The following is a 25894-nucleotide window of genomic DNA, read 5'->3' as shown; positions in this document are numbered from 1 at the left end:
CTCGATCGATCCTCGTCACGCCACGAGGATGCCGAGCACGGCGCCGGCGATCATCCACGGCCCGAAGGCGATGCGCGTGCGCCGATCCGCCCGTCGGAGCAGCAGGAGGATGCCCGCGTGCACGGCCCCGAGCACGAAGGCCGCCGCAGCGCCGATCGCGAGCGCCTGCCAGCCGTGCCATCCGAGGAGCAGGCCGATGACCGCCGCGAGCTTGACGTCTCCCCCGCCCATGCCGTTCCGGCTGAGCAGACGCAGCACGGCGTAGAACCCACCGAGCATCAGGAGTCCACCGCTCGCGCGGAGCAGCGGGGCCGTGTCGTGCGCCGCGAGGGCGTCGATCGCGATCAGGGCGAGGAGCGCGGCCAGGGTCGGCAGGACGATCCGATCGGGTAGGCGGTGCGTGCGCACGTCGATCACGACGAGACGCGCGGCGACGACGAGCAGCGCGAGGTGAACGAGGACGATGAGCCCGGTGCGCGGTTCCATGAGGGAAGGCTAGGAGGTCTGCGCCACCGTCGATCGGACGGTGTGGATAACCTCGGGCCGGGCGGGACGGTCAGAGGTCGAGCACGTCGAGATCGACGAGCACGATGTCACCCTCGGAGATGTCCTGCGCGGTGCGGATGGCCTTCTTGAGCGGGAGCACGAAGGCGGCGCCGTCGAAGAAGATCGAGGTGTTCCAGATCGAGGCTCCGATCCGCGCCTGCACCCGCAGCGAGCCGAAGCCGCGCGGAGGCGCCGGCAGTTCGCGCAGCTCGACGGAGATCTCCCCGGGCATCGTGGCGAAGAACCAGTCGTCGACGCGCTTCTCCCACCGGGTGACGACGCTCTCGAACTCGATCCTCATGCGCTCAGCGTACCGACGGCATCCGACATCGCTGTGCCGATGCGGATGTCGGAGGTTCGAACTATCGTTGTTCCTCCAGTTGAATTATTAGAATATCCGTTCGAAGATGGAGGCATGGCGATGGATGCGATGGCAGCGATCTCTCCGGCGGGCGACTCCCGCGCCGGAGAGGTGCTGCGACTGCGCCGCGAGATCAGCCGTATGCAACGGCGGCGCAGCGAGCATCCGCTGCTCCCCCTCGACCCGGCGTTCTCCTCCCTGCTGCCCGAACAGGGCCTGCAGACCGGCGCCGCCTACACCGTCTCCTCCTCGCCCAGCCTGGTCCTCGCACTCCTCAGCGCCGCCTCGGGCAAAGGACTCTGGTGCGCGGTCGTCGGGATGCCGACACTCGGCGTCGAAGCGGCGGCCGCGTTCGGCATCGCGTTGCCCCGCCTGATTCTCGTCCCCGATCCGGGCGACCGCTGGCTCGCCGTGACCTCCGCCCTCGCCGAGGTCGTCCCCCTGATCGCCCTGCAGCCAGGAGGGAGGGTCCGCGATGCCGAGGCGTCGCGGCTGAGCGCCCGGCTCCGCGATCGCGGCGCCACCCTGCTCGTCGCCGAGTCCGAGGCCGCGGGGCCCTGGCCGCAGAGCGAGGGCTCGATCCGCCTGCACGACCAGCAGTGGCAGGGCATCGGCGAGGGGTGGGGACTGATCGAGGGATCCACAGCGACCGTGACCGCGCGGACGCGGAACAGCCCGCTGGCGTCGAGCGTGCACGTGCGCCTACCCGGCAGCACCGGAGCCGTCGAAGCCGTGCCGGAGCAGACCCCCACCGAGCTGGTCACGCTGCCCGGTCTGCGGGTCGCGGATGCCGCCCCGGCGGAGTACCCCTCCCTGGCGGTGGCCGGATGACTGGCGGTGGCCGGATGAACGCTCCTCACCGGGTCCTCGTGCTGTGGTTCCCCGACTGGCCGCTGCGGGCGGCGCTGGGGGGTGCTCCCCCGCATCCGCCGACCGCTCTCGTGCACGCGAACACCGTCATCGCCTGCACGGCCTCGGCGCGCGAGCACGGCGTGCGGGCGGGACAGCGCCGCCGTGAGGCGCAGGGCTGCATCTCGTCGCTGCGGGTGCTCCCGCACGACCCCGCCACGGACGAGAGGGCGTTCCTCCCCGTGCTGCAGCTCATCGAGCGGCACGCCCCCGGCGTCGCGCTGCTGCGCCCAGGACTCGCCGCGCTCCGCGCCCGCGGCATCGCCCGCTACCACGAGGGCGAGGCCGAGGCGGGGGCGGCTCTGATCCGCGTCCTCGCCGAGGCCGGCTACCCCGAGGTGCGCGTGGGCGTCGCCGACGGCCCGTTCACGGCCGAGCTCGCCGCTCGCGGGCCCGCGCCCTGCACGGTGATCCCGGCCGGGCGCGCCGAGGAGTTCCTGCATCCGCTTCCCGTGCGGGTGCTGCGCGACGAGCAGCTCACCGGCCTGCTCGAGCGCCTCGGGGTGCGCACCCTCGGCGACTTCGCGGCCCTCGACGAGATCGAGGTGCGGGATCGCTTCGGCGAGCGCGGCGCCCGGCTGCACGCGCTCGCGGCCGGCGCCGACTCCCGGGCGGTCGTCGCGCGCCCTCCCGACCCGGAGCTCGTGCGTGCGATCGAGTTCGACTCCCCGCTCGCCGGAGCCGACCAGGTGGCGTTCGCGGTTCGGCAGACGGCGGATGCGGTGCTCCTCGCTCTCGCCGACGCCTCGGTCGTCTGCACCGAGGTGCGCATCGACCTGACCGACGACGACGGGCGGGTGCATTCGCGCACCTGGCTGCACCCGACCTGCTTCGACGCCGCCGACCTCGTCGACCGCGTGCGCTGGCAGCTCGAGGCCCTCGCCGCCGAATCCGCGAAGGAACCCGTCGACGAAGCACGGGCCTTCGGCGGCATCGCGATGGTGCGCGTCGTGCCCGTGGCCGTCGACGACGCCGCCCATCACCAACCAGGCCTGTTCGGTTCCGGCACCGACGAGCGCCTGCACCACGCCGTCTCCCGCGTGCAGACCATGCTGGGACATCAGGGCGTCGTGACCGCGGCGCTCTCGGGCGGGCGCTGGCTCGCCGACCGCCAGGTGCTCACGCCCTGGGGTGAACGGAGCGTCGCGCCGCGCGACCCCGACCGCCCCTGGCCCGGCAGCCTGCCCGACCCGCTGCCGGCCGAGGTGTTCCGTCCCCCGCGGCCGATCGGCGTGCAGACGGCGAGCGGCGAGGCCGTGGCCGTCGACGAGCGGGGCGCACTGTCGGCCGTCCCCGCACGGATCGACGGCGACGAGGTGCGCGCCTGGGCAGGACCATGGCCGATCCACGAGCGCCGCTGGGAGAGCACGGGCGGCAAGCGGGGGCATCGCCTGCAGATCGTCGACGGCCACGACCGGGCCTGGCTGGTGTTCTCGGCCGGCGACCGGTGGTGGGCCGAGGGGCGGTACCGCTGATGGGCTGGCACAACCCTCCGCAGACCTGGCGCGAACTCGAGCGCACGCTGAGCGGCGAGGAGTCGCCGTATCCGATCGGCGGCTCCGAGCCCCGGCTCGACCGCCCGGACCCGGGGCCGGTGAGCACACGGAAGAAGCGCACCCCACCGAGGACGGTCACCCGGCCCGAGGATGCCGTGCCCTATGCCGAGCTGCACGCGCACTCCTCGTACTCCTTCCTCGACGGGGCCTCGTCGCCCGAGGATCTGCTGGCCGAGGCGGAACGCCTCGGCCTCTCCGCCCTGGCCCTCACGGATCACGACGGCTTCTACGGCGCCGCCCGCTTCGCCGAGGTCGCCGAGCTCATGGACGTGCACGTGCAGACCGTGTACGGAGCCGAGCTGTCGATCGGCCTCGACGCGCCGCAGCGGGGAGCCGCCGACCCGATGGGAGACCACCTGCTCGTGCTCGCCGACGGCCTCGAGGGCTACCACCGGCTCTCCGCCGCGATGACGGCCGCCCATCTGCGCGGCGGAGAGAAGGGCCGCCCGGTCTACGACCTCGAGGAGCTCGCGGCCACCGCCGAGGGGCACTGGACGATCCTCACCGGATGCCGCAAGGGCGGTGTCCGCCGCGGGCTCGAGGCCGGCGACGCCGCGACCCCCCTGCGCCGCCTGGTCGACCTGTTCGGGCGGGACCGCGTCGCGGTCGAGCTGTTCGACCACGGCGACCCCCTGGACACCCGGCGCAACGACGCCCTCGCCGACCTCGCTCGCCGGCAGCGTCTGCCCGTGGTGGCGACCAACAACGTGCACTACGCGACCCCCGATCGCGCCGCCCTGGCCGAGGCGGTCGCGGCGGTGCGCGCGGTGCGGAGCATGGACGATCTCGACGGCTGGCTCCCCGCGCACGGCGGGGCGCATCTGCGCAGCGGCGCCGAGATGGCAGCGCGGTTCCGGCGGTACCCCGGGGCGATCTCGTACGGACTGGAGCTGGCCGGGGCCTCCGCCTTCCCGCTGCGCCGCGCACGCCCGGCTCTGCCCCGTCAGGAGGTGCCGGAAGGCCACACGCCCATGACGTGGCTGCGGCATCTGGTGTGGGAGGCCGTGCCGTCCAAGTACCCGCGACTGGACGACGATGGCCGCCGCCGCATCCACCGCGAGCTCGACGTGATCGAGGAGAAGGACTTCCCCGGCTACTTCCTCATCGTGCACGGCATCGTGTCGGAGGCGCGACGCCTCGGCATCCTGTGCCAGGGTCGCGGATCCGCTGCGGCGAGCGCGGTGTGCTATCTGCTGGGCATCACCGCGGTCGATCCGATCCTCTACCGGCTCCCGTTCGAGCGCTTCCTCGCGACCACGCGCTCGGAGGAGCCGGACATCGACGTGGACTTCGACTCCGACCGCCGCGAGGAGATCATCCAGTGGGTGTACCGGGAGTACGGGCGGGAGCGGGCGGCGCAGGTCGCGAACGTGATCCAGTACCGTCCCAAGAACGCCATCCGCGACATGGCCAGGGCGCTCGGGCATTCGCCCGGACAGCAGGACGCGTGGTCGCGGCAGGTCGATGGGTGGAGCCACGGCCTGGAGATGGCCGAGGGGCACGACATCCCGGCGACTGTGATCGAGTACGCAGGAGAGCTGCTGAAGGCGCCACGGCACCTCGGCATCCATTCCGGCGGCATGGTGCTCACGGCCCGTCCCGTCGGCGAGGTCGTGCCGGTCGAGCACGCCCGCATGGAGAACCGCTCGGTCATCCAGTGGGACAAGGACGACGCGGCCTGGATGGGACTCGTGAAGTTCGACCTGCTGGGCCTGGGGATGCTCGCCGCACTGCAGCACTGCTTCGACCTGATCCGCGAGGCGACCGGTGAGGAGTGGACGCTGGAGACCCTCCCGAAGGAGGAGCCCGGCGTCTACGACATGCTGTGCCGTGCCGACTCGATCGGCGTGTTCCAGGTGGAGTCCCGCGCACAGATCGGTCTGCTCCCCCGGTTGCAGCCCCGGTGCTTCTACGACCTCGCGATCCAGATCGCCCTCATCCGCCCCGGGCCCATCCAGGGCGGGGCCGTGCATCCCTTCGTCCGCCGCAAGATGGCGAAGGATGCCCTCGACGAGGAGAACCGCGCCAGGGCGGCACGGGGCGAGGAGCCGGTGCGGCTCGACATCCCCTATCCGCACAGCGACCTGCAGCCGATCCTGGAGCGCACGCTCGGCATCCCGATCTTCCAGGAGCAGCTGATCCAGATGGCGACGGCGATCGGCGACTGCACGGCCGATGAGGCCGATCTGCTGCGGCGGGCGATGGGCTCCAAGCGCGGGCTGGAGAAGATCGAGAAGGTTCGCGACAAGCTCTACGCGGGGATGACCCGACGCGGCCTCTCGAAGGATCAGTCCGACCGCATCTACGCGCAGATCCAGGCGTTCTCGAACTTCGGGTTCGCGGAGTCGCACTCGTTGTCGTTCGCCCTCCTCGTCTACGCGAGCTCCTGGCTCAAGCTGCACTACCCGGCGGCCTTCCTCGCCGGGCTCCTGCGGTCGCAGCCCATGGGGTTCTACTCGCCCTCCACTCTCACCTCGGACGCGCGCCGGCACGGGGTGGAGGTGCGGCGCCCTGACCTGCATGCCTCGGGCGCCACCGACCTGCTCGAGCCGCTCGACGACTCGACCGAGCGGATGCCGACGGGTGTGGCCTCGTGCGCCGAGCACGATCAGCCGGAGGTGCCGCGCTTCGACCGCTCCCTCCCCGACGAGTCGGCCGCGCACCGTCGCGACGGCGGATACGCGGTGCGTCTGGGCCTGAGCGGCGTGCGGGGCATCGGCCTCCCCCTGGCGCAGCGGATCGTCGCGGAGCGCGAGAAGCACGGCCCGTATCGCGACCTGCACGACCTGGTGCGGCGCACGGACGCCACGGCCGCACAGCTGGAGTCCCTCGCCACGGCCGGCGCGTTCGAGTGCCTCGGGCTGCAGCGGCGGGAGGCGATGTGGCTCGCGGGGGCTGCGGCCGACGACCGCTCCCGGTACCTGCCGGGCACGACGGTCGCGGTGCAGCCGCCCCTGTTCGCCGACCAGTCCAGCTACGAGCGCCTCTCCGCCGATCTCTGGGCGACGGGCGTCTCGACCGATGACCATCCGATGGCGCACTTCCGTGCGGCGCTGAGCGACCGGGGCGTGCTCTCGTCCCGCGACCTGCAGGGGCACGAGACAGGACGGCGGGTCGAGGTCGCCGGGCTCGTGACGCATCGGCAGCGCCCGGCCACGGCGGCGGGCGTGACGTTCCTCAACCTCGAGGACGAGAGCGGACTGGTCAACGTGATCTGCTCGACCGGGGTGTGGGGGCGCTATCGCCGGGTGGCGCGAGACTCTCCGGCGCTGATCATCCGCGGCATCCTGGAGCGCTCCCCCGAGGGCGTCATCAACATCCTCGCCGATGCGTTCGAGGATCTCCGCACGGGGGTCGCGCATCGCTCGCGCGACTTCCGGTGACGGGTCCGCGCCACGGGGAGCATCCGGTCACCAGAAGCGTTCGGGTTCCGGTTCGGGGAGACGGTCGCCGCCGCCCCACCGGTCGGCTTCGGCTTTCGCGGCGTCGACCGCGGCATCGGCACCGTGCAGCGCTGTGCGCGCTCCGGTCGCGCCGGAAGCGCCGGCTTCGACGTCGGCGTCCACGCGCAGAACGGTGTGCGCTCCCGGACCGCCGAACGTGACGGTGCAGTCGAGGACCCGGCCGGTCCAGCGCACGATCTCGCCGTGGAGCTCCTCGACGCGGCGGTAGCGGATCCCGGTGTCGAGGTCGACGATCGACAGCACCGACGTCTCTCCGGTCGTCTCGTCGATCTGCTCCGTCACGTCGAGACGATGGCCGCTCGGGATGGCGAGCGGGGAGTGCAGCGCGAGCCTTCTGTCCATGGATCCACTCTAGGAGCGCGTGCCCGGAGGGCAAGGGTGAATGCGAACTCTCAGAAGCCGCGGAAAACTCGGTAGAAACATTCGTAGATTTCTTTGTCCCCCAAATGGCGGACAAGCGGGAATAGCGATATTCTGCTACGAGTAGCGGGGGCTACCGGCAGTCATCTGGGGAGAGACAGCCGATGGAAGCAGCGAGATCTTCGCCGCCTCCCCTACCGTCCGGGAAGGACGGTGCGCCCTCTCGAGAGATCCATCTGGGGTGGATGACTCGAGAGGGCTACCGGCCCGCATCCTCAGGGGGAGGATGCGGGACGGACACCCGATAGGGCACGCAGCGAGTCGATCAGCAGCTCGACTCCCAGGTCGAACGTCCGGTCGGCTCGCGCGTCGCCCCGCTCGGAATCCTCCAGGATGCGCCCGAGCGTGCGCGTGCTCTCGCCCGGATCCCACACATCGTCGGGTGAGGCCAGGTCGAGCCCGAAGCCGATCGCGAACGCGTCGATGATCGCGATGACCGTGAGCACCTGCGACTCGGCGAAACCGCCGTCGACGAGCACGGTCGCGAGATCGTCGTAGGCCGCGATCACGGCCGGATGCGTGATGGTCTTGCCGATCAGCAGCGGCACGAGCTGAGGGTGGTCGGCGTACATGCGTCGCTGCGCCCGGAGCAGGTCCACCACGAAGCGGTCCCAGCTCCCCCCATCGGGAACGACCCGGTAGTCCTCCACGAGGCGCCCGCGCATCAGCTCGACGATCCCGTCCATGCCCTCGACGTGGTTGTACAGCGAGGACGGACGGACGCCCAGCCGACGGGCGATCGCGTTGACGCCGAACGGCTGGCCGTCGCGCACCAGCGCGAGCCCGGCGGAGCCGATGATGTCGGGCGACAGCAGGGGGGCCGATGGGCGGGGCATGGATCTCTCGCTTCCGTTCACGCGGATGCCGCGAAAGCCACGCTTCCCTCCGGCATCCCTCCTGTGCATAATAGTGAACACCATTCGTCGACGAACATCATTCGTTTTAATGGACGACGCTCACCCCGCGCCTCCCGCCCCACCCTCCGCACAGTGACGTGCCCTCTCCCTCTGGAGCTCCATGACCGCCGTCGACCTCAGCACCCGCGTCCCCCTCCGGTTCCCGACCGCGTCCGCCACGTTCGCGATCGGCATCGCCGGCTATCTCGGCGTCAACCTCTCGCCGTACATGATCACGGCCGCGCAGACCGGCCTCGGCATCGACGTCCTCGGTGCGAGCTGGCTCGTCACCGCGACGCTCCTGCTCACCGCCGTCACGGGGCTCGCGATCGCTCCCCTGTGCGCAGGAGCGCATCGTCGCACCGTGGCCCGCGCCGGCCTCGGTCTCGCCGCACTGGGCTTCGCGACCGCCGCCCTGGTGCCGGCCCTGCTCCTGCCCGGACTGCTGCTGGGCGGCGCCGGGGCCGGAGGCGCGGTCGCCGCGTCGGGCGCCGCCCTGGCGGCCTTCCGCAACCCCGACCGCGTCGCCGGGTTCAACGGACTCGCGAATCGCGGCATCATCACGATCGTGCTCGCCGTGATCCCGCTCATCGGCCTCGCCCCGATCGACGTGTTCGGCGCTCTCGCACTCTTCGCGGTGCTCGGTCTCGCCGTCTCCGCCTGGCTCCCCGCCGCCCCCGTCGTCGATCCGCAGGCGGCGGCCGCGGTCGGTGACGCCATGCCGATCGAGATCCCCCCGACCGGCACGGTGCGGACGGCGCCGGCACGATCCCGCACAGTCACGATCGCGGGCTTCGGGCTGCTCGTGGTGTTCGCCCTGTGGGCCGCGAGCGAGGACTCGCTGTGGGCCATGGCCGGGGTGATGGGCGCCGCACAGGCGGACCTGAGTCCCGAGGGCCTGGGCATCGCGCTGAGCGGAGCGACCGCCGGAGGGCTCCTCGGTTCCCTGTTGCTCATGATCGTCGGCTCCCGTCTCGGCCGGGCGCTGCCGCTCGTGATCCTCCTCGCCGCCGGCGGCATCCTCAAGATCGTGGAAGGCTTCACGACCGATGCGACCGCCTTCATCGTCGTCTTCATCGCCTGGAACACCGTGTACGCGATCGCCTTCATGTACTTCGTCTCGACCTCGGCTGCCCTGGATGCGGATGGCCGATGGTCCGGCCCGCTCCTCGCCGTCTACCTCGTCGGCTCGGCCCTCACCCCGGTGATCGGCGCCGCCCTCGTGGGTGTGCTCGGATTCCAGGGGTTCGCGATCGCCCTCGGCGTGGCGAGCTTCGTGCTGGCCGTGCCCGCCGGGGCGATCGCTCTGCTGTCCACGCGCCTCGAGTGCGCCGTCGCCCCGGAGGCTCTGTCATGACCCGCACCCTGTACCGCAACGCCCGCATCCTCACCGCCGACGCACCCGGATGGGTCGACGCCATGGTCGTCGACGACGACCGGTTCGTGTTCGCCGGGGCCGACGCGGACGCACCGGATGCCGACCGCGAGGTCGACCTGGACGGGCGGCTCGTGCTGCCCGGATTCACCGACGCGCACACCCACCTTCTGATGATGGGCGAGGCGCTCGGGCAGGTCGGCCTCACCGACGCACGCTCGCTGGAGGAGATCCAGGACCGGCTGCGGGCGGCACGGGCCTCGGCGGACGGAGTGCTGCGCGGTCGAGGGTGGCTGTTCGACGCCGTCCCGGGCGGGGCCCCCACCGCCGCGATGATCGACGCCGTCGTGGCGGACGTGCCGGTGTACCTCGACGCGAACGACTACCACTCCTGCTGGGTGAACTCCGCGGCCCTCGCCGAGCTGGGGATCGACCGCGACACCCCCGACCCGATCGGCGGCCGCATCGAGCGCGATGCCGACGGCGAGGCGACAGGGATGCTGTACGAGACCGCGGCACAGCAGTACGCGTGGGCGCATCGTGACGCGACGACCACCGATGCGCAGCGCGATGCGGCCGTCGACCGCGTGGTGGAGGCGTACCTCGCGGCCGGGGTCGTCGGAGCCGTCGACATGGCGTTCGACAGGCTCGGTCTCGCCGCTCTGGAGAGGGCCGCCGAGCGCGGGGCGCAGCCGCTCCGCATCGCGGCGCACTGGTTCGTCGCGAACACGGGAGACGACGAGGCGAACCTCGCCCAGGTCGCCGAAGCCGCATCGCGGGCTGCGCAGGAGACGGCGGGCGTGCGGGTCGTCGGCATCAAGCTTGTGCTCGACGGAACGATCGACGCCTGCACAGCCGCGATGCGCGATCCCTACGCGAACGGCACGAACGCGGGGCCGATCTGGCCCGCCGAGCGTCTGCTGCCGGTCGTCGCCGCTGCCGACGCGGCCGGCCTGCAGGTGGCGTTGCACGCGATCGGCGACGCCGCGAGCACTCTCGCCCTGGATGCGCTCGAGCACGCGATCACGGTGAACGGAGACCTGCCCCGACGCCATCGCATCGAGCATCTGGAGTACGCGGCGCCGGGGACGGCGGAGCGCATGGCGCGGCTCGGCGTGACGGCGTCGATGCAGCCCGTGCACGCGGATCCCGCGATCTTCGCCAACTGGGCGGCGCAGCTGGGCGACGAGCGCGTCGAGCGTGCGTTCGCGTGGCCGGAGTACGAGGATGCGGGTGCGCTGCTCGCCTTCTCGACCGACGCCCCGACCGCCCCGCACGAGGCGCTCGCGAACATGTTCGTCGCGGCGACCAGGGCGTCGGCTCTCGACCGGGACGTCGCGTCCGTGCATCCGCAGTCCGCTCTTCCGCTCGACCGGGCGATCGCCCACGCGACGAGAGACGCCGCCGCCTCTGTCGGCGACGGCGACTGGCGCGGGCGCATCGCCCCAGGGCAGGCGGCGGACTTCGTGGTGCTCGCCGACGACCCCTTCGTGCACGGCGAGGAGAAACTGCTGTCGACGCGGGTCGTTCGGACGGTGATCGGAGGCCGCACGGTCTTCGAGGCCTGACGGCGCCTTGCTTTCGGGTGGTGCGCCGGGATCATGGGCACATGGGATTCGACATCGAGGACGGTCCGCGCATCGAGGCACGGGCGGATCGGCCGACGGTCGGCATCCGTCTCGTCACACCTTTCCGGGGGATGCTGGCGGTGCGCGACGACCTGATCGCCGAGCTCGCCCTCTGGCTCGCTGATCGGGAGATCGAGCCCGGTGGGCCCTTCTTCCTCAGACTGCACCGGGTCGACATGGCCGGCGACATGGACATCGAGGTGGGCGTTCTCGACACGTCCGCTGCGGATGCCGGGGACGAGCGCGTGCGTTCCGGGACGGCCCCCGCCGGCGACTACGCCCTGCTCGCGTACCGCGGAAGCTCGATGACGGCGAACAAGACGCTGCTCGCGTGGGCACCGGGTCAGGGACGGACGTTCGACAGCGATCCCGAGTCGGGCGTCTGGGCGGGGCGGTTCGAGATCCTCCGCACGGATCCGCGCGTCGAGAAGCGCAAGACCGCGTGGACGGTCGAGCTCGCCTTTCTCCTGCGGCCCGCGGGCTGAGGTTCCTGTCGGAGGCCGACGGCTGAGGTTCTTCCCCTGCGGTCGCGGCTGAGGTTCCTCTCCCACGGCCGCGGCTGACGGTCAGCGGGAGGCGGGAATCGTGCCGGTATCCGCCGTCGAAGCCCCCGCTGTCGTCGTCGCCTCCCGGTGCGCCGCCGGCAGGGCACGGCGGAACGGCGCCGCGAGCGTCGGCAGGATGTCCCGCCGGTGCAGGATCAGCAGCCCCACGGCGATCGCGACCTGGAGGATCGACAGCACGTAGCGCCCCGTCGTGTCGGTCACGAAGAACTGCACCGCGAAGATCGCGGCGAGAGCGACGGCGGACCGCCAGTGGAAGCGCAGCGCCATGATGATCGCCACGCCCATGACGGTCTGCGTGCCCGTGAGCACGAACTCCTCGATCTGCCGGGCGTCGAGCGGCAGATCGTCGCCGCCGCCGCCGCCGAAGAAGTGCGCGACAGGCAGCGACCCGACGAGCAGGCTCCACTGGTTGACCTTGGAAGCGATCAGGGTGCCGATCGCGGCGGCGCCCATGCCGCGCAGCGCGAAGAGCACCGCGATGATGAACTCGGGCGCTTCGGACGCGAGCGGGGCGAGCCACTGCACGAGGAAGTAGCTGTCGATGCCGAGCGAGGTGCCCGAGTCGACAAGGGCCGTGGCGAACGGCTCGGCGCAGGCGAGGATGATCGCGGCCGAGACGACGAACATCGTGACGACCGTGATGCGGCGGGTGCGCGTCGGCATCCCGGCGATGTCGGCGGCGGCGCCGACGAACTCCTCCTCGCCGTGGTCCTCGACCCGGCTCGCGCGCCACAGGTACAGCACGAAGCCGGCGATCAGCACGAGGCCGAACCAGATCGGGATGCTCCCGAGGAGCGGGATGGCGAAGGCCAGCACGGCGAGGATCGCGAGAAAGCCCACGTCGAGACGGGCGGTGACGGGAAGGCCGAGGCTCGAGACGCGGCGCGTGTCGCCGCGAGCGAGTCCGCGATTGGCGACGATCAGCGCGACGATCACGACGAGCGGCCAGCCGAAGCCGAGCAGCAGCCGGTTGGAGCCGGTCATGTTCGCGGCGGCGTACTGCGCGTAGTCGGGGTCGGAGCCCGAGCGGAACGCGTAGTAGAGGTCGACCGCGTACTCGGGGAGGACGGCGATCAGTGCCAGGATCGCGATGGCGAGGGCGCCGGAGATGTCCTTCTGCGCCGCTTCGGCCGCCCAGGCGAGTAGGAAGCTCGCCGCGACGACCGCGGCGCCGAACACGAGCAGGTCGATGACGGGGTGCGGGTGGAATCCGAGGATCCGGAAGACGACGGCCGGGGCGGCGATCGTGAGACACAGCACGATGCGGCTGATGAGGGCGCGAGGCATCGCGCTCTCCTTTCGGTCTGGGCGCGACCGAAGAGACGACACAGCGGAGCTCCGGCCACACAGAGGGGCCGAAGGTCTCGCTCATCCTGGATCGGGACGGGGCACCGGACGATCTCCGTGAACGTCAGTATGTCGATGCACCCTCGGGCCGACGGCCCGGAGCTACTCCCCTTCGTTGCCGCCAGTCTTCCGGGATTCTGGGCCGCGATCCAAGCCACGAGAAGGGATTCGGAGGGTTTCGGGGAGCCTGAAGCGGAATCGCGTGGGCGGGGTTCGGGCGGTTCTTAAGGTTTCGGGCAGGCGAAACGCGGGATGCCGGGCGCGCCGGGTGTCATGTCGTCGTGTCGTGCCGCGCGGGCGATGTCAGAGCGGGAATCCCGGCGACCACGCGACCACGGCGTACGCGACGAACGGGGCGACTGCGAGGAGGACGACACCGGCGGCCATCGGCACTCGTCGTGTTCCGGGGAGCACGGCGGCGAGAAGCGTCACGGCGTAAAGGACGCCGACGACGAGGGTCATGATCAGCGCGCTGCCCTCGCGATTGCCTTCGAAACAGTTCGGCGGGGCCGGGTACACCGCGGGGCAGACGAGCGGGCCGAACGGGACGGCCGCGAGCCAGATGAGCGCGACCGTCCCGATGGCGAACACCGACGCGAGAGAGAGACGGAGCCACGGCGCCGTGCGGGCGGAGCGTCGCGTCAGGAGTGGGGCGTCCGTCGTCTCCGTCATGGCGATCAGCCGCGTGCGGCGTTCTCCTGCGCGACGATGGCCCGCGCGAAGAACGCGATGCTGTCCTCGTCGCCGTTCTCGACGCGCTTGAAGGCCTTGTTCACAATGTTGTACGTCCCCGAGCCATGGGGGCTGACGACCGCGTAGTTGAGGACCTCGGGCACGTTGAGCTCGGGGAAGTCGTTCGCAAGCACCCAGTGGAGCCCTAGCGTGCGCACGAGAACCTCGCCGGCGTAGAACCCGGAGGCTGCCGTGACCTCGGCCGTGCGCTCACTGCCGCGCTCCTCGAAATGGGTGAGGATGCTGTCGACGTCGGCGAGACTCCGGAGCGAAAAGTCGAGATCCACGTCGGAGTCCTCCGCGAAGATGCCGACGAACCACTCGGCGATCACGGGGGCGGACTCGACCGCGAGCGGCGCGGGGAGACCGAGCTCTCGTCCGCCGTACTGCGTGCCCCACGGGATCTCCTCCTTCCACGGCTGGGGCTCTGCGGCGGGCGGAGTGGGCTCCGGCGACTTCTTGCGGCGGTTGAACAGTCCCATGGCGATCCTTTCGATGGGCGTGATGCCTATCTTGACGGGTCGCTGCGACATCGCCCGCGATCCGCCGTGGCCGGAGTGTCCCCCGGACATGCAGAAGGCCCGGAGACTCTCGCGAGTTCCGGGCCTTTCTTCGGTCGGGCTGACAGGATTTGAACCTGCGACCCCTTGACCCCCAGTCAAGTGCGCTACCAAGCTGCGCCACAGCCCGTTGTTCTGCACTCTCGCGCAGGCAACTCACCCATCTTAGCCTGACTCGCGGCACGTCCGCGAACCGACGGTCCGCCGGGCGTTGCACGGTGTCGGTGGCCAGGCGTAGCGTCGCGGTCATGGCGACGATCACGACAGAGGTAGCGACGACCGCCCGATGGGATGACGTCCAGCATGCGCTCACGGGCGGCGGCGATGGCGCCAGCTGTCAGTGCATCTGGCCCATGCTGCGCAACAAGGATTGGAACGAGACCACCACGCCGCAGCGCACCGAGATGCTGCGCGAGGAGATCGCTGCGGGTCCACCGCCGGGCATCATCGCGTACTCCGACGGCGAGGCCGCCGGGTGGATTCGCATCGGCCCACGCCCACGGCAGGCGCGCCTCGCGTACACGCGGGCGATCGCCGCCGTGACGAGCGAGCCCTTCGACGACGAGAGCGTCTGGGCGGTGACGTGCTTCGTGGTGCGTCGGGAGCATCGCGGAGCGGGACTCAACCGGAAGCTCCTCGCCGCGGCAGTCGACTTCGCCCGCGACTCGGGCGCACGGATCATCGAGGGGTATCCGGTCGACACCCGCGGCGCGAAGCAGCACAGCAACGAGCTGTTTCACGGCACGCTCAGCACGTTCCTCGGGAGCGGCTTCTCCGAGCACGGCCAACTCAAACCCGGGCGCCCGCTCGTGACGCTCGACCTCGCCTCATGAGGTCCCGATCGCTCTCCCCTGAGCCGGCGCTAGCGTAGGACTATGACCGACCAGCATCCGATCATCGACGACCCCGACCTCGGCACCCTCGTCCGCGCGACGACGGAGCTCAGCGACGGCACCGTCCTCACCCACGACTGGTACGCCGGCACGGTCACGGTCGACGACACGGAGCTCGAGTTGATGCTCGAAGGCACGACTGCCGACGAGGCACGCTCCCTGATCCCTCGAGTCCGCGAGACGATCGCCGCTCTCGGCGGGCTGCGCCGCCTCGCATCGGATGCCGTCGTCACGGCCTTCAGCCAGGGAACGCCCGAGCCGGCGGAACTCGACGCCGCAGCATCCGATCTCGCGCTCGAGACCGTCGAGGCCTCCGCCGACGGCACGATCGTGCTGCACCTGATCGATACCTGCGGCGAGCACTTCCCCGAGGGCTACTGGCCCGCAGTCCACCTCGGCGCGGACGGGCAGATCACCCAGGTCACCGTCGAGTCCTGAGCCGCAGCATCCCGGCATCCGACCATACGATGGAGGGATGCAGCGCCGCTCCGTCCTCCCGACGCTGGCGTGGGCGTTCCTCCCCTTTGCCGCGATCTCGATCGCGCATGTGCTGCTGCTCGCGCTCGACAGTCCCGCCGCGGGACCCACGAAGCTCATGCTCCTCGCCCTGCTGGCCCTGCCGGTCCTGATCTCGATCGGCCGCATCGACAATCGTGGTGCGCTCGTGCTGTTGTTCACCGCTCTGCTGTTCTCCTGGTTGGGCGACGGCGCCGGCGCGTTGTTCCCCGCTGTGCCGGAGCTGCCGCTCATGCTCCTATTCTTCGGCATCGCGCATCTGGCATACATCGCACTGTTCGCGCGTCATCTGAGCCTGCGACGGATGCCATGGTGGGCGCTCGTCTACGCGGCATGGTGGATCGCGATGATGGTCGGACTCGGTCCGCATGTCGGCGGGCTGCTCGTCGCGGTCGCGATCTATGGGCTGGTGCTCGGGTCCACGGCGGCGTCCTCGACGCGGTGCCATCCGCTCGTCGCTGTCGGCGGGGCATTCTTCCTGGCGAGTGACACGATCCTCGCGCTGCGTCTCTTTCTGCCGGAATCCCTCCCCGCCTGGAGCAGCCCCGCGATCATGCTCACGTATACGCTCGGGCAGGGGCTGATCGTCGCCGGAGCGCTGATGTCCCTGCGTACCCGCTTTCCTGCTCTCGTCACGCCACGGAAGGATGCCTGATGGTGGATGCTGCGCGGATCGACAGCTGGCTCTGGGCTGTGCGCGTGTACAAGACGCGGTCTGCGGCGACGACCGCATGCCGCGCGGGGCATGTACGCCTGAACGGCGATAAGGTCAAGGCAGCTCAGCAGGTGCGGGTCGGTGATGAACTTCGTGTGCGGATCGCGGGATTCGATCGGATCATGGTGGTGCGGCAGATCCTGGTCAAGCGCGTCGGCGCTCCGCTCGCGGCTCTCGCGTTCGAGGACCGGACTCCCCCGCGCGAGCCCCAGGCGATGATAGGCGTGCGCGACCGAGGTGCCGGTCGGCCCACGAAACGCGAGCGACGTGACATCGATCGACTTCGTGGACGCGGCGACGAGGATGCCGGTATGTTCCGTGACTGACCCTCGGTCAGTTTCGAACATTTGTTCTAGACTAGGGGTATGACCCGGCGCACCGATCTCGACCTCGACATGGAGGAACGGTGCCGCCTGCTCGACGACTGGGTCGACACCCGACGGCGGATCGCGGCGCTCGAAGCGCATGCGTCGGATCTGCTGATCGGCAGGATCGCGGTGCACGACGCCGACGTGGCCGAGAGTCCGTTTCACCGGGACGCGATCTACCGGTCGATGATCGCCGAGTACGCCGCCGCCGGACACATACCGCGTGCGACGGTGGAGCACGCGTTCACCGACGCCCGCACCCTCTCCCGCGACCTGCCCGCGGTGCGCGCCGCGTTCCAGGCCGGGACGATCACAGTCGGACACGTCCGCGAGATCGTCCAGGCGAGCACGGTCGTCTCCGAGGCGGTGCTCAACAACGTCGTGGATGCCGAGACGTTGGGCCTGTACGAGCAGTCGGTGCTCGTCGTCGCCGAACAGGACACCGCCGCCCGCACCCGCGCCCACGCCCGCAAAGTCGCCGCCGCTCTCGCGAAGCAGACCGTCGTCGAACGCCACCGCCGCGCCACCGACGAACGCTGCGTGAACGTCCGCTCCGTCGACGACGGCCTCGCCCTGCTCACCGCCGTGCTCCCCGAATGGCTCGCCGTCGCGATCGCCGACCGCCTCACCCGCATGGCCCGCGAGATCGTCCGCAGCCGCACCCACCACGACACGCACCACGCCGACACCGACACCGACACCGACACCGACACAGGCATCGACACCGGCACAGGCTCGGGCACGGGCTCTGGCGCGGATGCGGGCACCGCCACGGGCACGGGCATCGAGACAGCAGTCGGGCACGCTCACCGCGACCCGGGGGTGATCTTCGGCCAGCACGACACCTTCACCACCGACCCGCACACCACCACCGACGACCCCGCCCTCGAATACGCACTCGCCCTGACCGACATCCCTCCCCCGTCCGACGGGTCTGGCCCGACCGATCAGCACGCCATCACCGACGAGCGCACCATCGACCAGATCCGCGCCGACCTGCTCACCGACCTCCTCCTCGCCGCCGACCCCAGCGAAGTGCTCGGCACCGGACTGGACACCATCCAGGCCCGCATCCAGGTCACCGTCGCCGCGACCACCCTCACCGGCAGCGACGACCGGCCCGCGGAACTCGACGGCCACGGCCCGCTCCACCCCGACATCGCACGGGGCCTCGCCGGCCGCAACACCGGATGGTCCCGCCTCTTCCTCGATCCCACCGGACTCGTCACCGAGACCGACACCTACACCCCCACCGAACCCATGCGCAGGTTCCTCCGCGCCCGCGACCAACACTGCCGCTTCCCCGGATGCCGAATGCCGACCCACCGCTGCGACATCGACCACACCCACGACCACGCCCTCGGCGGACCCACCCACACCGACAACCTCAGCCACCTCTGCCGCACCCACCACACCCTCAAACACCCCGACATCGACGACCCCTACCGATGGACCGCACACCAGCACCCCGCAGGCGACCTCACCTGGACCAGCCCCCTCGGACGCACCTACACCGACCCACCACGACGACGAGTGATGTTCGTCTAGCGACCGTCCGTTTCGGCGCGTGCGGACGTCAACGATCACGTCAAGCGATCACGTCAAGCGACCGCGTCAAGCGATCGCGCCGAAAACGCGGGTTCGCGGGTCAGGAGCCGCTCTCGCCGACGCTCACGGCACGGAGCACGATGTGGACGGCGGCGATGAGAGCGGCGGCGATCAGGAAGATGACAGCGAACATCGGGATGACGGCTATGGGGAACACGATCATGAAAAGAGCGTTGAGCACAGCGACCATCGCGGCAGTGCGCAACCCGCGACGCGTGACGGCCCCGGGGACAGCGAACGCGGGGAGCGGCTTCTCCCCCGGCTGCGCCACGAACTCAATGCGCTTCAGGCCGTCCGCACCCGCCGCGCCCTCCGCCACCGCAGCATCCGGCATACCCGTCGCACCCGATGCGCCGGCAGAGCTGTAATCCGCCACATCCGTGTGCGCTTCCGCGGTCGTCCGCGCGAGCACACTCCACGCGCCGGCACGCGACGCCCGAACGAGCGCCACGACCAGCAAAGCAAGCGTCAACACGAACGCCGCGAAGGAGATCGGATTCTCGACCGGTGATAACAGGAAACGCAACGAGAAGTACCGATCGCCCCCGAACAGGAACAGGTGCAGAGCGATCGTGCCGACCGCGGCCGCGCCCACACCGAACACGTCACCGATCCGGTCGGTGGCGCGTGATCGCGGACGAACCGTCATCGCCTCTCGCCGTCGAGCAGTCCGAGCAGCCACCCCGACGAGCGGACCTGTGCGGCGCCCGCCGACGCCACGCGCTCCTGCAGCTCCCGATCGCTCGTCACCACCACGACGTATCGACCGGCCTCGACCTGTCGCGCGACCTCCGCGACGATCGCATCATCACCAGAACCCTCCGCATCGACGACCGCGACATCGCCGCCGAGACGCAGATCCGCGAAATCCTCGATGTCGGCCTCCGGAGCGTCGATCCCACGCGCCGCACCCTCCACCACGAGCGCGATCGACGGGAACCACGCATCGCCGCCGAGCCCGAGCTCCGCCCCGGACACCGACAATCCCGTGAGCCGACCCGCGAGACGACGTGCAGCCCCCGGCCGGTCCTTCCACCATCCGTCGGGCACCGATCCCACGACGTTCGCGGCATCCACGACCAGAACCGGGCGCGCGCGCACCAGCTCGCGCAGCGCGGGCCACGCCCGCGCGAAGCCCGGGTGCAACGGCCGCTCATCGACCTCGTCGAAGGGCACCCACTCCAGGGCGACGCTCTCGGGGTCACTGATCACGGGTTCGAAGGGCTCGACCACATCGGCGATCACGGTCGTGTACGACCAGATGCCGAGGTCCAGGACGCTCGTGAACCGGGGCCGCACCGATCCGTCCGGAACACCGGCCTCCTCCTGCGCCTCGCGCACAGCGCCGACGATCGCCCCCTCGCCCTCATGCAATGCCCCACCGGGCAGACCCCACGTGCCGCCGAAGTGGCTCCACGCGACGCGGTGCTGCAGCAGGACGCCACGGTCGGCATCCACCGCCAGGAGCCCTGCGGCGCCGAAGCGCCCCCAGTACTTCTCCCCCGACGGCGCGACGACCCACGCATCGCCGGGATTTCGCGGCCCGTCGGGACGACGGGGCTCACCGGCAGCAGGGGGTACGACAGTCACCCCTTCAGCCTTTCACAGCATCCGGGAATCGGCACCGTCCGCGGTCACACGCGGGAACAGCGCGTCAGCGTGTCACGACCGCGAAAAGCCCAGCAGGCCTCAGCGCTGGCGCTTCTCGCGCACCCGCATGTTGACCACGATGGGCGTCCCCTCGAACGAGTACAGCTCACGCAGACGACGCTGGATAAAGCGGCGGTAGCCGGGGTCCAGGAAGCCGGTCGTGAAGAGCACGAACGTCGGCGGACGCGTCGACGCCTGCGTGCCGAACAGGATGCGCGGCTGCTTGCCTCCGCGGAGCGGGTGCGGGTGCTCCGCCACGAGCTCCGCGAGGAAGGCGTTGAACTTGCCGGTCGGGATGCGGCGATCCCAGTTCTCCAGCGCCGTCTCCAGAGCGGGAACGAGCTTGTCGAGGTGACGTCCGGTCTTCGCCGAGATGTTCACGCGCGGCGCCCACGCCACATGCGCCAGATCCTGCTCGATCTCGCGCTCCAGGTATCGCCGACGATCGGCGTTCTCGAGGTCGTCGTCGTTCAGACGGTCCCACTTGTTGAATGCGAGCACGAGAGCGCGGCCCGACTCGAGAACAAGGTCGATGATCCGCACGTCCTGCTCGCTGATCGTCTCCGACACGTCGAGCACGACCACCGCGACCTCGGCCTTCTCGAGCGCCGCAGACGTGCGCAGGGAGGCGTAGAAGTCGGCACCCTGCGCCATGTGCACGCGACGACGGATGCCCGCGGTGTCGACCAGGGTCCACAGCTTTCCGCCCAGCTCGACGATCTCGTCCACCGGATCGCGAGTCGTGCCGGCGAGGTCGTTCACGACCACGCGCTCCTCACCTGCGGCCTTGTTCAGCAGCGACGACTTGCCCACGTTCGGGCGACCGAGGATCGCGACCCGACGAGGTCCGCCGATCTCCGCCTTCGCCACGGCCGACACGTCGGGGAGCTTCTTCAGCACCTCGTCGAGCAGATCGGCGACGCCACGACCGTGGATCGCGGACACCGGGTGCGGCTCGCCGAGGCCGAGGTTCCAGAGGGCTGCGGCCTCGGGCTCCTGGCGCGCGTCGTCGATCTTGTTCGCGACGAGGAACACGGGCTTGCCGCTCTTGCGCAGCAGACGCACGACGTGCTCGTCGGTCGACGTCGCGCCGACCATGGCGTCCACCACGAACAGCACGACGTCGGAGAGGTCGATCGCGACCTCCGCCTGCGCGGCGACCGAGCGGTCGATGCCGCGGGCGTCGGGCTCCCAGCCACCCGTGTCGACGAGGGTGAAGCGGCGGTCGCCCCACTCCGCCTTGTACGTGACGCGGTCGCGGGTGACCCCGGGGGTGTCCTCCACGACGGCCTCGCGGCGGCCGAGGATGCGGTTCACGAGCGCGGACTTGCCGACGTTCGGTCGTCCGACGATCGCCACGACGGGCAGGGCAGGCAGGAACTGGATGCCGTCCTCGCCCATCGTGATACCGGCGAGGAGGGCAGCGTCCTCATCGTCGAGCTCGTAGTCGGCGAGACCCTGACGCAGCGTCTCCGCCCGCGCCTCGGCGAGCTGCTCGTCGAGCGCGTCCATCTTCTCGGCGAGCTGATCGGGGCCGCCTTCGTATTCGTCGTCAGCCATGCTGTGCTCCTCGGAGTCGTTCGATCACCGTGAGGACGGCGTCGATGGTCTGGGGGAAATCGAGCGCGGTCGAGTCGACGACCTCGACGCCGTCCGCGGCGTTCAGGAAGTCGACGACCGCGCTGTCGGAGGCGTCGCGCTTGTGCAGCGCCTCCGCGACCGCCTGGGCGTTCTCACCCGCGAGCTCGCCTGCGCGGCGAGCGGCGCGCACCTCGGGGGCGGCGGTGAGGAGGATGCGGACAGGGGCGTCAGGGGCGACGACGGTCGTGATGTCACGCCCCTCGACGACGACGGCGGGGTACGGCGCCTCCGCCACGAGCGTGCGGAACAGACGATTGACCTGCTCGCGTACGGCGGGAACACGCGCGACGCCGCTCACGGCGCCGGAGACCCGAGGCTCGCGGATCGCCTCGGTCACATCGACGTCACCCACGCGCACGGTGCGGTCGTCGGGGTCGAGTCCCAACTGCACGGGGAAATCGGATGCTGCGGCGAGCACGGCATCCGGCTCGGAAGTGTCCGCTCCGCGATCCAGCACGTGCCAGGCAAGCGCCCGGTAGGCCGATCCGGTGTCGAGGTAGCCGAAGCCGAGGGTGCGGGCCACGGCCTTCGACACACTGGACTTGCCCGACCCTGCCGGCCCGTCGATCGCGATGAAGTCGACGCGCGACGCGTCGGAGGAGGTAATCGTGTCAGTCATTCGTGTTCCCTGCGATCCGCCAGCCGCGGTCCTGGAGTCCGGTGATCGCGCCGTGCAGCGCGGCGGGGTCGACGCTGATCTCGGCGAGGCCGAACTGCGCGCCCGGCGAATGCTCAAGCCGAAGATCCTCGACGTTGACCGACAGCTCGCCGAGCTCGCCGAAGAGCCGACCCAACTGGCCGGGGGTGTCGTCCACCATCACCACAAGCGTCTCGAAACGCCGGTTCTGTCCGTGCTTGCCGGGCAGCCGCTCGACGCCGTCGTTGCCGTGCTTGATCGTCTCGGCGACCACGCGACGCGAGCCCGGCGCCTCGGGTGCGCGCAGCGCCTCCGACACCTCGCGGAGATCGGCGGCCAACGCGTCGAGGATCTCGACCACGGGCTCGGCGTTCGCACCGAGGATCTGCACCCAGAGTTCGGGAGCGGATGCCGCGATGCGGGTCGTGTCGCGCACACCCTGGCCCGACAGGCGCAAGGCGCCCTCATCGGCCACCGCGAGTCGCGCGGCCAGGAGGCTCGCGACGACCTGGGGCACGTGCGAGGTGAGCGCGACCGAGCGGTCGTGCTCTTCGGGGGTCATCTCGAGAGGCATGGCGCCCACGTCGAGGGCCAGTGCCTCGACGAGGGCGAGGTCGGCCGCACTGGTCTCACCGTCGCGGCACACGACCCAGGGCCGTCCGATGAAGAGGTCCGCCCGCGCGGAGATCGCCCCGCCGCGCTCACGGCCGGCGAGGGGGTGCGAGCCGATGTAGCGGCTGAGGTCGACGCCCCGGCTGCGCAGCTCGCGGAACGGTTCGAGCTTCACGCTCGCGACGTCCGTCACGACGGCATCCGGGAATCGGGTGAGCTCTGCCTCGATCACGTCCGCCGTCACATCCGGCGGCACCGCGACCACGACCAGCGACGGGGAGTCCCCGTCGGCGGAAGCGCGTCCCGCGCCGTAATCGATCGCGAGACGCAGCTGGGCCGGTGAGGTGTCATCGAGAACGACGTCGACGCCCTTCGCCCGCAGAGCGTGGCCGATGCTGGCGCCGAGCAGCCCCGCGCCGACCACGCGGACGGTGCCGGACAGGCGCGTGGCCACGCGCATGGGCGCGACGGAGCCGGCGGGCGCCGCGCTGGGCGCACTCGTCGTATCGGTCACTGGGTCTCCTGCTCGCCTGGCGCCTCGGCGACACCGGAATCACGGCGCGCGAGGGTCAAGAGCGCACCGAGTTCGATTTTAGTCAGTTCCCGGGTGCGCCCAGCCGGGAGGGTTCCCAGGTGCAGCGGGCCGAACTGGCGGCGTACGAGCTCCGTCACGGGATGCCCCACCGCGGCCATCATGCGGCGGACGATACGGTTGCGGCCGGAGTGCAGCGTCAGCTCGACGAGACTCGACCCGCGCGACGTGTCGAGAAGGCGCGCCTTGTCCGCGGCGATCGGGCCGTCCTCGAGCTCGATGCCCTTCGTGAGCTTCGTGATCGTCTGCGCCGTGACAGCGCCCTCGACCTTGGCGATGTACACCTTGGTCACCCCGAACGAGGGATGCGCGAGCACATGCGCGAGCTCGCCGTCGTTCGTGAGGACGAGCAGACCGCTGGTCTCGGCGTCGAGGCGACCGACGTTGTAGAGGCGCTCCTCGAAGTCCTTCGTGAAGCGCCGCAGGTCGGGGCGACCGTTCTCGTCTCGCATGCTGCTGACCACACCCGTGGGCTTGTTGAGCATGACGTAGCGCTTCGAGACGTCGAGCTGCACCGCGGTGCCGTCGACGTCGACGAGGTCGGTCTCGGGGTCGATGCGGGTGCCGAGCTCGGTGACGGTCTGCCCGTTCACGCGGATGCGCCCCTCGACGATGTACTGCTCGACGACGCGACGGGAGGCGACTCCGGCCGCAGCGAGCACCTTCTGCAGGCGGACGCCCTCGGGCGCGCCCTCAGCGGGGAAACCGGTCATCGGACCACTCCTTCATCGAAACCGACCCGAAGACCACCGCGCACATCCTCAACCATTCGGCGCGAGATCATCGGACCACTCCTTCATCGAAACCGTCGGCGCCGTCGTCGAGCAGCGGAGAGATCGGCGGCAGCTCGTCGAGCGCGTTGATGCCGAGGTGCTGCAGGAGGGCGTCGGTCGTGCCGTAGTTGATCGCCCCGGTCTCCGAGTCGGCGAACAGTTCGGTGATGAGACCGCGGGCGAGAAGCGTGCGCACCACCGAGTCGACGTTGACCGCACGGATCGACGCGACCTGGCTGCGGGTGACAGGCTGCTTGTAGGCGATCACCGCGAGGGTCTCGAGCGCCGCCTGCGACAGCCGCGCGGGCGCCTGTCCCCCGACGAACTCCGCCACGAGGGCATCGTGGTCCTCTCGCACGTAGAGTCGCCACCCTCCGCCGACCTCGCGCAGCTCGAAGCCGCGCCGCGGCCCGGCGCCTCGTCCGTCATAGTCCTCCACGAGCGACTCGATCGTCTGCCGCACCGCAGGCACCGGCGAACCGACCGCAGCAGCGAGGGCCACGAGCCCGATCGGCTCGTCGATCACGAGCAGGATGGCCTCGATCCGCTCGGCCAGCGGCGACTCGAGAGACGAGGTCTCGGCGGTGTCGTTCTCGACGGTCAGATCATCGGTCATAGTCGGCTCCCAGCGTCGCCAGCATCTCATCCGACCAGGAGTCGGCTGCCCAGCGCAGCGTGAGCTCGCCGAGCGGTTCCAGTTGTTCGAAGGACAGTGCCGCGTGCCGATACAGCTCGAGCACCGAGATGAAGCGCGCGACGACGATACCCGGCTCCCGGATGCCGGCGACCAGCTCACGGAAGTTCAGCGATTCCGCGCCCCGGAGAAGGGTCACGACGATCGCGGCCTGTTCGCGGATGCTGACGAGCGGCGCGTGCAGGTGGTCGAGGCCGACGTGGGGGATCTCCTTCGGTGCGAAGGCGAGCAACGCGATCGCGGCGAAGTCGTCGACGCTGAGCGTCCAGACGAGCTCCGGGGTCTGCGCCCGGTGCTTCTCGTCGAGACGTACCGCGCGCACGTGGCGCCGATCCTCACGCTGCAGGCAGCGCGAGAACCACGCGGACACCTCTTTGAAGGCCCGGTACTGCAGCAGGCGGGCGAACAGCAGGTCGCGTGCTTCGAGGAGCGCCACGGCCTCAGCATCCACGAGCTCGCCCTGTGGCAGGAGGCCGGCCACCTTCATGTCCAGCAGCGTCGCGGCCACCACCAGGAACTCGGATGCCTGATCGAGTTCCTGCTCGTCTTCGAGGTCGCCCAGATAGGCGATGAACTCGTTCGTGACCGCGCTGAGCGACACCTCCGTGATGTCCATCTCGTGCTTCGAGATGAGGTTCAGGAGCAGATCGAAAGGGCCGTCGAAGTTGGACAGCGACACCCGGAAGCCGGCCTCGGCAGGCTCGGAGTGCTCGGCGGGCTCGGTCGGGTCGGCGGGCTCGTCGGACTCCGGCGGCGCATCGGCCGACACGACGGTCGACGACACAGACGTCGAACCGACCGCATCCGACTCCTCGACCGCGACGGCGGGCGCGAC

26 protein-coding genes and 1 tRNA gene are annotated in these 25894 nt (G+C 70.4%); 11 read left to right on the top strand and 16 right to left on the bottom strand.

Going from position 1 to position 25894, the window contains the following annotated elements:
* Nucleotides 1-15 precede the first annotated feature (15 nt).
* Entirely contained in the window at nt 16-486 is a 471-nt protein-coding gene (locus tag MRBLMX7_RS16995; RefSeq protein WP_363370289.1) for an A24 family peptidase, read from the bottom strand.
* Between the two features lie 70 nt (nt 487-556).
* Nucleotides 557-847 (bottom strand): DUF1905 domain-containing protein, encoded by a 291-nt coding sequence (locus MRBLMX7_RS16990; RefSeq protein WP_050723708.1) that lies wholly within the window; start codon nt 845-847, stop codon nt 557-559.
* A 114-nt stretch (nt 848-961) separates the two neighbouring features.
* On the opposite strand from MRBLMX7_RS16990, the gene MRBLMX7_RS16985 reads away from it, so the two are divergent.
* Genes MRBLMX7_RS16985 through MRBLMX7_RS16975 form a run of 3 tightly spaced genes read left to right on the top strand, consistent with a single transcriptional unit; the run spans nt 962 to nt 6755 of the window.
* Nucleotides 962-1738 carry a hypothetical protein gene (locus MRBLMX7_RS16985; RefSeq protein ID WP_363370287.1) on the top strand — a complete coding sequence of 259 codons (777 nt, stop codon included), beginning with the start codon at nt 962-964 and terminating at the stop codon, nt 1736-1738.
* 14 nt (nt 1739-1752) lie between these two features.
* Nucleotides 1753-3291, top strand: coding sequence for a DNA polymerase Y family protein (locus tag MRBLMX7_RS16980; RefSeq protein ID WP_363370285.1), 1539 nt, complete (start codon nt 1753-1755; stop codon nt 3289-3291).
* Nucleotides 3291-6755, top strand: coding sequence for an error-prone DNA polymerase (locus tag MRBLMX7_RS16975; RefSeq protein ID WP_363370283.1), 3465 nt, complete (start codon nt 3291-3293; stop codon nt 6753-6755). The genes MRBLMX7_RS16980 and MRBLMX7_RS16975 overlap by 1 nt, the downstream gene beginning before the upstream one ends.
* Before the next feature lie 27 nt (nt 6756-6782).
* Here MRBLMX7_RS16975 and MRBLMX7_RS16970 read toward each other — a convergent pair whose 3' ends face one another.
* On the bottom strand, nt 6783-7178 hold the full coding sequence (locus MRBLMX7_RS16970; protein WP_363370281.1) for a hypothetical protein: 396 nt from the start codon (nt 7176-7178) through the stop codon (nt 6783-6785).
* A gap of 293 nt (nt 7179-7471) precedes the next feature.
* A complete protein-coding gene (locus MRBLMX7_RS16965; RefSeq protein WP_363370279.1) occupies nt 7472-8092 on the bottom strand; it encodes a TetR/AcrR family transcriptional regulator in 621 nt (206 codons plus the stop codon).
* 181 nt (nt 8093-8273) lie between these two features.
* Between MRBLMX7_RS16965 and MRBLMX7_RS16960 the strand changes: the two genes are divergently transcribed.
* The 3 genes from MRBLMX7_RS16960 to MRBLMX7_RS16950 are packed head-to-tail and all read left to right on the top strand — an operon-like array spanning nt 8274 to nt 11640.
* Nucleotides 8274-9509, top strand: a complete 1236-nt coding sequence (locus MRBLMX7_RS16960; RefSeq protein WP_363370277.1) for an MFS transporter — start codon at nt 8274-8276, stop codon at nt 9507-9509.
* Nucleotides 9506-11095, top strand: a complete 1590-nt coding sequence (locus MRBLMX7_RS16955; protein WP_363370275.1) for an amidohydrolase — start codon at nt 9506-9508, stop codon at nt 11093-11095. Before MRBLMX7_RS16960 ends, MRBLMX7_RS16955 begins: the two co-directional genes overlap by 4 nt.
* Before the next feature lie 41 nt (nt 11096-11136).
* Entirely contained in the window at nt 11137-11640 is a 504-nt protein-coding gene (locus MRBLMX7_RS16950) for a GyrI-like domain-containing protein (RefSeq protein ID WP_363370273.1), read from the top strand.
* 81 nt (nt 11641-11721) lie between these two features.
* On the opposite strand, the gene MRBLMX7_RS16945 is transcribed toward MRBLMX7_RS16950, so the two are convergent.
* From MRBLMX7_RS16945 to MRBLMX7_RS16930, 4 genes are all read right to left on the bottom strand, one after another.
* A complete protein-coding gene (locus MRBLMX7_RS16945) occupies nt 11722-13008 on the bottom strand; it encodes a sodium:proton exchanger (protein WP_363370272.1) in 1287 nt (428 codons plus the stop codon).
* 363 nt (nt 13009-13371) lie between these two features.
* The gene (locus tag MRBLMX7_RS16940; protein ID WP_363370270.1) at nt 13372-13740 is read right to left on the bottom strand and encodes a hypothetical protein; all 369 of its coding nucleotides are present in this window, start codon (nt 13738-13740) and stop codon (nt 13372-13374) included.
* A 5-nt stretch (nt 13741-13745) separates the two neighbouring features.
* Nucleotides 13746-14282 carry a hypothetical protein gene (locus MRBLMX7_RS16935; RefSeq protein WP_050723697.1) on the bottom strand — a complete coding sequence of 179 codons (537 nt, stop codon included), beginning with the start codon at nt 14280-14282 and terminating at the stop codon, nt 13746-13748.
* Between the two features lie 134 nt (nt 14283-14416).
* Nucleotides 14417-14490: transfer RNA gene (locus tag MRBLMX7_RS16930), tRNA-Pro, on the bottom strand.
* A gap of 118 nt (nt 14491-14608) precedes the next feature.
* Here MRBLMX7_RS16930 and MRBLMX7_RS16925 point away from each other — a divergent pair.
* From MRBLMX7_RS16925 to MRBLMX7_RS16905, 5 genes are read left to right on the top strand one after another with little or no spacing between them, the layout of a single operon-like run.
* Nucleotides 14609-15193: a GNAT family N-acetyltransferase gene (locus tag MRBLMX7_RS16925; RefSeq protein WP_363370268.1), complete on the top strand. Its 585-nt coding sequence runs from the start codon at nt 14609-14611 to the stop codon at nt 15191-15193.
* Between the two features lie 42 nt (nt 15194-15235).
* A complete protein-coding gene (locus MRBLMX7_RS16920; RefSeq protein WP_363370266.1) occupies nt 15236-15691 on the top strand; it encodes a hypothetical protein in 456 nt (151 codons plus the stop codon).
* A 37-nt stretch (nt 15692-15728) separates the two neighbouring features.
* Complete coding sequence (locus MRBLMX7_RS16915; RefSeq protein WP_363370264.1) at nt 15729-16424, top strand: lysoplasmalogenase; 696 nt, start codon at nt 15729-15731, stop codon at nt 16422-16424.
* A complete protein-coding gene (locus MRBLMX7_RS16910) occupies nt 16424-16810 on the top strand; it encodes an RNA-binding S4 domain-containing protein (RefSeq protein ID WP_363370263.1) in 387 nt (128 codons plus the stop codon). Before MRBLMX7_RS16915 ends, MRBLMX7_RS16910 begins: the two co-directional genes overlap by 1 nt.
* Before the next feature lie 39 nt (nt 16811-16849).
* Complete coding sequence (locus tag MRBLMX7_RS16905; protein ID WP_363370262.1) at nt 16850-18400, top strand: HNH endonuclease signature motif containing protein; 1551 nt, start codon at nt 16850-16852, stop codon at nt 18398-18400.
* Between the two features lie 100 nt (nt 18401-18500).
* Here the strand turns inward: MRBLMX7_RS16905 and MRBLMX7_RS16900 are convergent, their stop codons facing one another.
* The 8 genes from MRBLMX7_RS16900 to MRBLMX7_RS16865 form a co-directional block, all read right to left on the bottom strand.
* Nucleotides 18501-19109 carry a hypothetical protein gene (locus tag MRBLMX7_RS16900; protein ID WP_363370260.1) on the bottom strand — a complete coding sequence of 203 codons (609 nt, stop codon included), beginning with the start codon at nt 19107-19109 and terminating at the stop codon, nt 18501-18503.
* Entirely contained in the window at nt 19106-20050 is a 945-nt protein-coding gene (locus tag MRBLMX7_RS16895; protein ID WP_363370258.1) for an NUDIX domain-containing protein, read from the bottom strand. Before MRBLMX7_RS16895 ends, MRBLMX7_RS16900 begins: the two co-directional genes overlap by 4 nt.
* A gap of 99 nt (nt 20051-20149) precedes the next feature.
* The gene (gene der / locus MRBLMX7_RS16890) at nt 20150-21670 is read right to left on the bottom strand and encodes a ribosome biogenesis GTPase Der (RefSeq protein WP_363370256.1); all 1521 of its coding nucleotides are present in this window, start codon (nt 21668-21670) and stop codon (nt 20150-20152) included.
* Nucleotides 21663-22370, bottom strand: coding sequence for a (d)CMP kinase (gene cmk, locus MRBLMX7_RS16885; protein ID WP_363370254.1), 708 nt, complete (start codon nt 22368-22370; stop codon nt 21663-21665). The genes der and cmk overlap by 8 nt, the downstream gene beginning before the upstream one ends.
* On the bottom strand, nt 22363-23460 hold the full coding sequence (locus tag MRBLMX7_RS16880; protein WP_363370984.1) for a prephenate dehydrogenase: 1098 nt from the start codon (nt 23458-23460) through the stop codon (nt 22363-22365). Before MRBLMX7_RS16880 ends, cmk begins: the two co-directional genes overlap by 8 nt.
* 50 nt (nt 23461-23510) lie before the next feature.
* Nucleotides 23511-24305: a pseudouridine synthase gene (locus MRBLMX7_RS16875; protein WP_363370253.1), complete on the bottom strand. Its 795-nt coding sequence runs from the start codon at nt 24303-24305 to the stop codon at nt 23511-23513.
* Between the two features lie 67 nt (nt 24306-24372).
* On the bottom strand, nt 24373-24981 hold the full coding sequence (gene scpB, locus MRBLMX7_RS16870; protein WP_363370251.1) for an SMC-Scp complex subunit ScpB: 609 nt from the start codon (nt 24979-24981) through the stop codon (nt 24373-24375).
* On the bottom strand, nt 24971-25843 hold the full coding sequence (locus MRBLMX7_RS16865; protein ID WP_414685151.1) for a segregation and condensation protein A: 873 nt from the start codon (nt 25841-25843) through the stop codon (nt 24971-24973). Before MRBLMX7_RS16865 ends, scpB begins: the two co-directional genes overlap by 11 nt.
* Nucleotides 25844-25894: the final 51 nt, after the last annotated feature.

Source organism: Microbacterium sp. LMX7-1.2 (genome assembly GCF_040675935.1).
Taxonomy (GTDB): Bacteria; Actinomycetota; Actinomycetes; order Actinomycetales; family Microbacteriaceae; genus Microbacterium.
Note: the sequence above shows the minus strand (reverse complement) of the source record. Positions and strands in the feature narration are given on the sequence as shown.

What these genes read in the sequence shown, in the direction of transcription:
- MRBLMX7_RS16995 (WP_363370289.1), bottom strand. Translation starts at nt 486, where the DNA reads ATGGAACCGCGCACCGGGCTCATCGTCCTCGTTCACCTCGCGCTGCTC.
- MRBLMX7_RS16990 (WP_050723708.1), bottom strand. Translation starts at nt 847, where the DNA reads ATGAGGATCGAGTTCGAGAGCGTCGTCACCCGGTGGGAGAAGCGCGTC.
- MRBLMX7_RS16985 (WP_363370287.1), top strand. Translation starts at nt 962, where the DNA reads ATGGCGATGGATGCGATGGCAGCGATCTCTCCGGCGGGCGACTCCCGC.
- MRBLMX7_RS16980 (WP_363370285.1), top strand. Translation starts at nt 1,753, where the DNA reads ATGAACGCTCCTCACCGGGTCCTCGTGCTGTGGTTCCCCGACTGGCCG.
- MRBLMX7_RS16975 (WP_363370283.1), top strand. Translation starts at nt 3,291, where the DNA reads ATGGGCTGGCACAACCCTCCGCAGACCTGGCGCGAACTCGAGCGCACG.
- MRBLMX7_RS16970 (WP_363370281.1), bottom strand. Translation starts at nt 7,178, where the DNA reads ATGGACAGAAGGCTCGCGCTGCACTCCCCGCTCGCCATCCCGAGCGGC.
- MRBLMX7_RS16965 (WP_363370279.1), bottom strand. Translation starts at nt 8,092, where the DNA reads ATGCCCCGCCCATCGGCCCCCCTGCTGTCGCCCGACATCATCGGCTCC.
- MRBLMX7_RS16960 (WP_363370277.1), top strand. Translation starts at nt 8,274, where the DNA reads ATGACCGCCGTCGACCTCAGCACCCGCGTCCCCCTCCGGTTCCCGACC.
- MRBLMX7_RS16955 (WP_363370275.1), top strand. Translation starts at nt 9,506, where the DNA reads ATGACCCGCACCCTGTACCGCAACGCCCGCATCCTCACCGCCGACGCA.
- MRBLMX7_RS16950 (WP_363370273.1), top strand. Translation starts at nt 11,137, where the DNA reads ATGGGATTCGACATCGAGGACGGTCCGCGCATCGAGGCACGGGCGGAT.
- MRBLMX7_RS16945 (WP_363370272.1), bottom strand. Translation starts at nt 13,008, where the DNA reads ATGCCTCGCGCCCTCATCAGCCGCATCGTGCTGTGTCTCACGATCGCC.
- MRBLMX7_RS16940 (WP_363370270.1), bottom strand. Translation starts at nt 13,740, where the DNA reads ATGACGGAGACGACGGACGCCCCACTCCTGACGCGACGCTCCGCCCGC.
- MRBLMX7_RS16935 (WP_050723697.1), bottom strand. Translation starts at nt 14,282, where the DNA reads ATGGGACTGTTCAACCGCCGCAAGAAGTCGCCGGAGCCCACTCCGCCC.
- MRBLMX7_RS16925 (WP_363370268.1), top strand. Translation starts at nt 14,609, where the DNA reads ATGGCGACGATCACGACAGAGGTAGCGACGACCGCCCGATGGGATGAC.
- MRBLMX7_RS16920 (WP_363370266.1), top strand. Translation starts at nt 15,236, where the DNA reads ATGACCGACCAGCATCCGATCATCGACGACCCCGACCTCGGCACCCTC.
- MRBLMX7_RS16915 (WP_363370264.1), top strand. Translation starts at nt 15,729, where the DNA reads ATGCAGCGCCGCTCCGTCCTCCCGACGCTGGCGTGGGCGTTCCTCCCC.
- MRBLMX7_RS16910 (WP_363370263.1), top strand. Translation starts at nt 16,424, where the DNA reads ATGGTGGATGCTGCGCGGATCGACAGCTGGCTCTGGGCTGTGCGCGTG.
- MRBLMX7_RS16905 (WP_363370262.1), top strand. Translation starts at nt 16,850, where the DNA reads ATGACCCGGCGCACCGATCTCGACCTCGACATGGAGGAACGGTGCCGC.
- MRBLMX7_RS16900 (WP_363370260.1), bottom strand. Translation starts at nt 19,109, where the DNA reads ATGACGGTTCGTCCGCGATCACGCGCCACCGACCGGATCGGTGACGTG.
- der (WP_363370256.1), bottom strand. Translation starts at nt 21,670, where the DNA reads ATGGCTGACGACGAATACGAAGGCGGCCCCGATCAGCTCGCCGAGAAG.
- cmk (WP_363370254.1), bottom strand. Translation starts at nt 22,370, where the DNA reads ATGACTGACACGATTACCTCCTCCGACGCGTCGCGCGTCGACTTCATC.
- MRBLMX7_RS16880 (WP_363370984.1), bottom strand. Translation starts at nt 23,460, where the DNA reads ATGCGCGTGGCCACGCGCCTGTCCGGCACCGTCCGCGTGGTCGGCGCG.
- MRBLMX7_RS16875 (WP_363370253.1), bottom strand. Translation starts at nt 24,305, where the DNA reads ATGACCGGTTTCCCCGCTGAGGGCGCGCCCGAGGGCGTCCGCCTGCAG.
- scpB (WP_363370251.1), bottom strand. Translation starts at nt 24,981, where the DNA reads ATGACCGATGATCTGACCGTCGAGAACGACACCGCCGAGACCTCGTCT.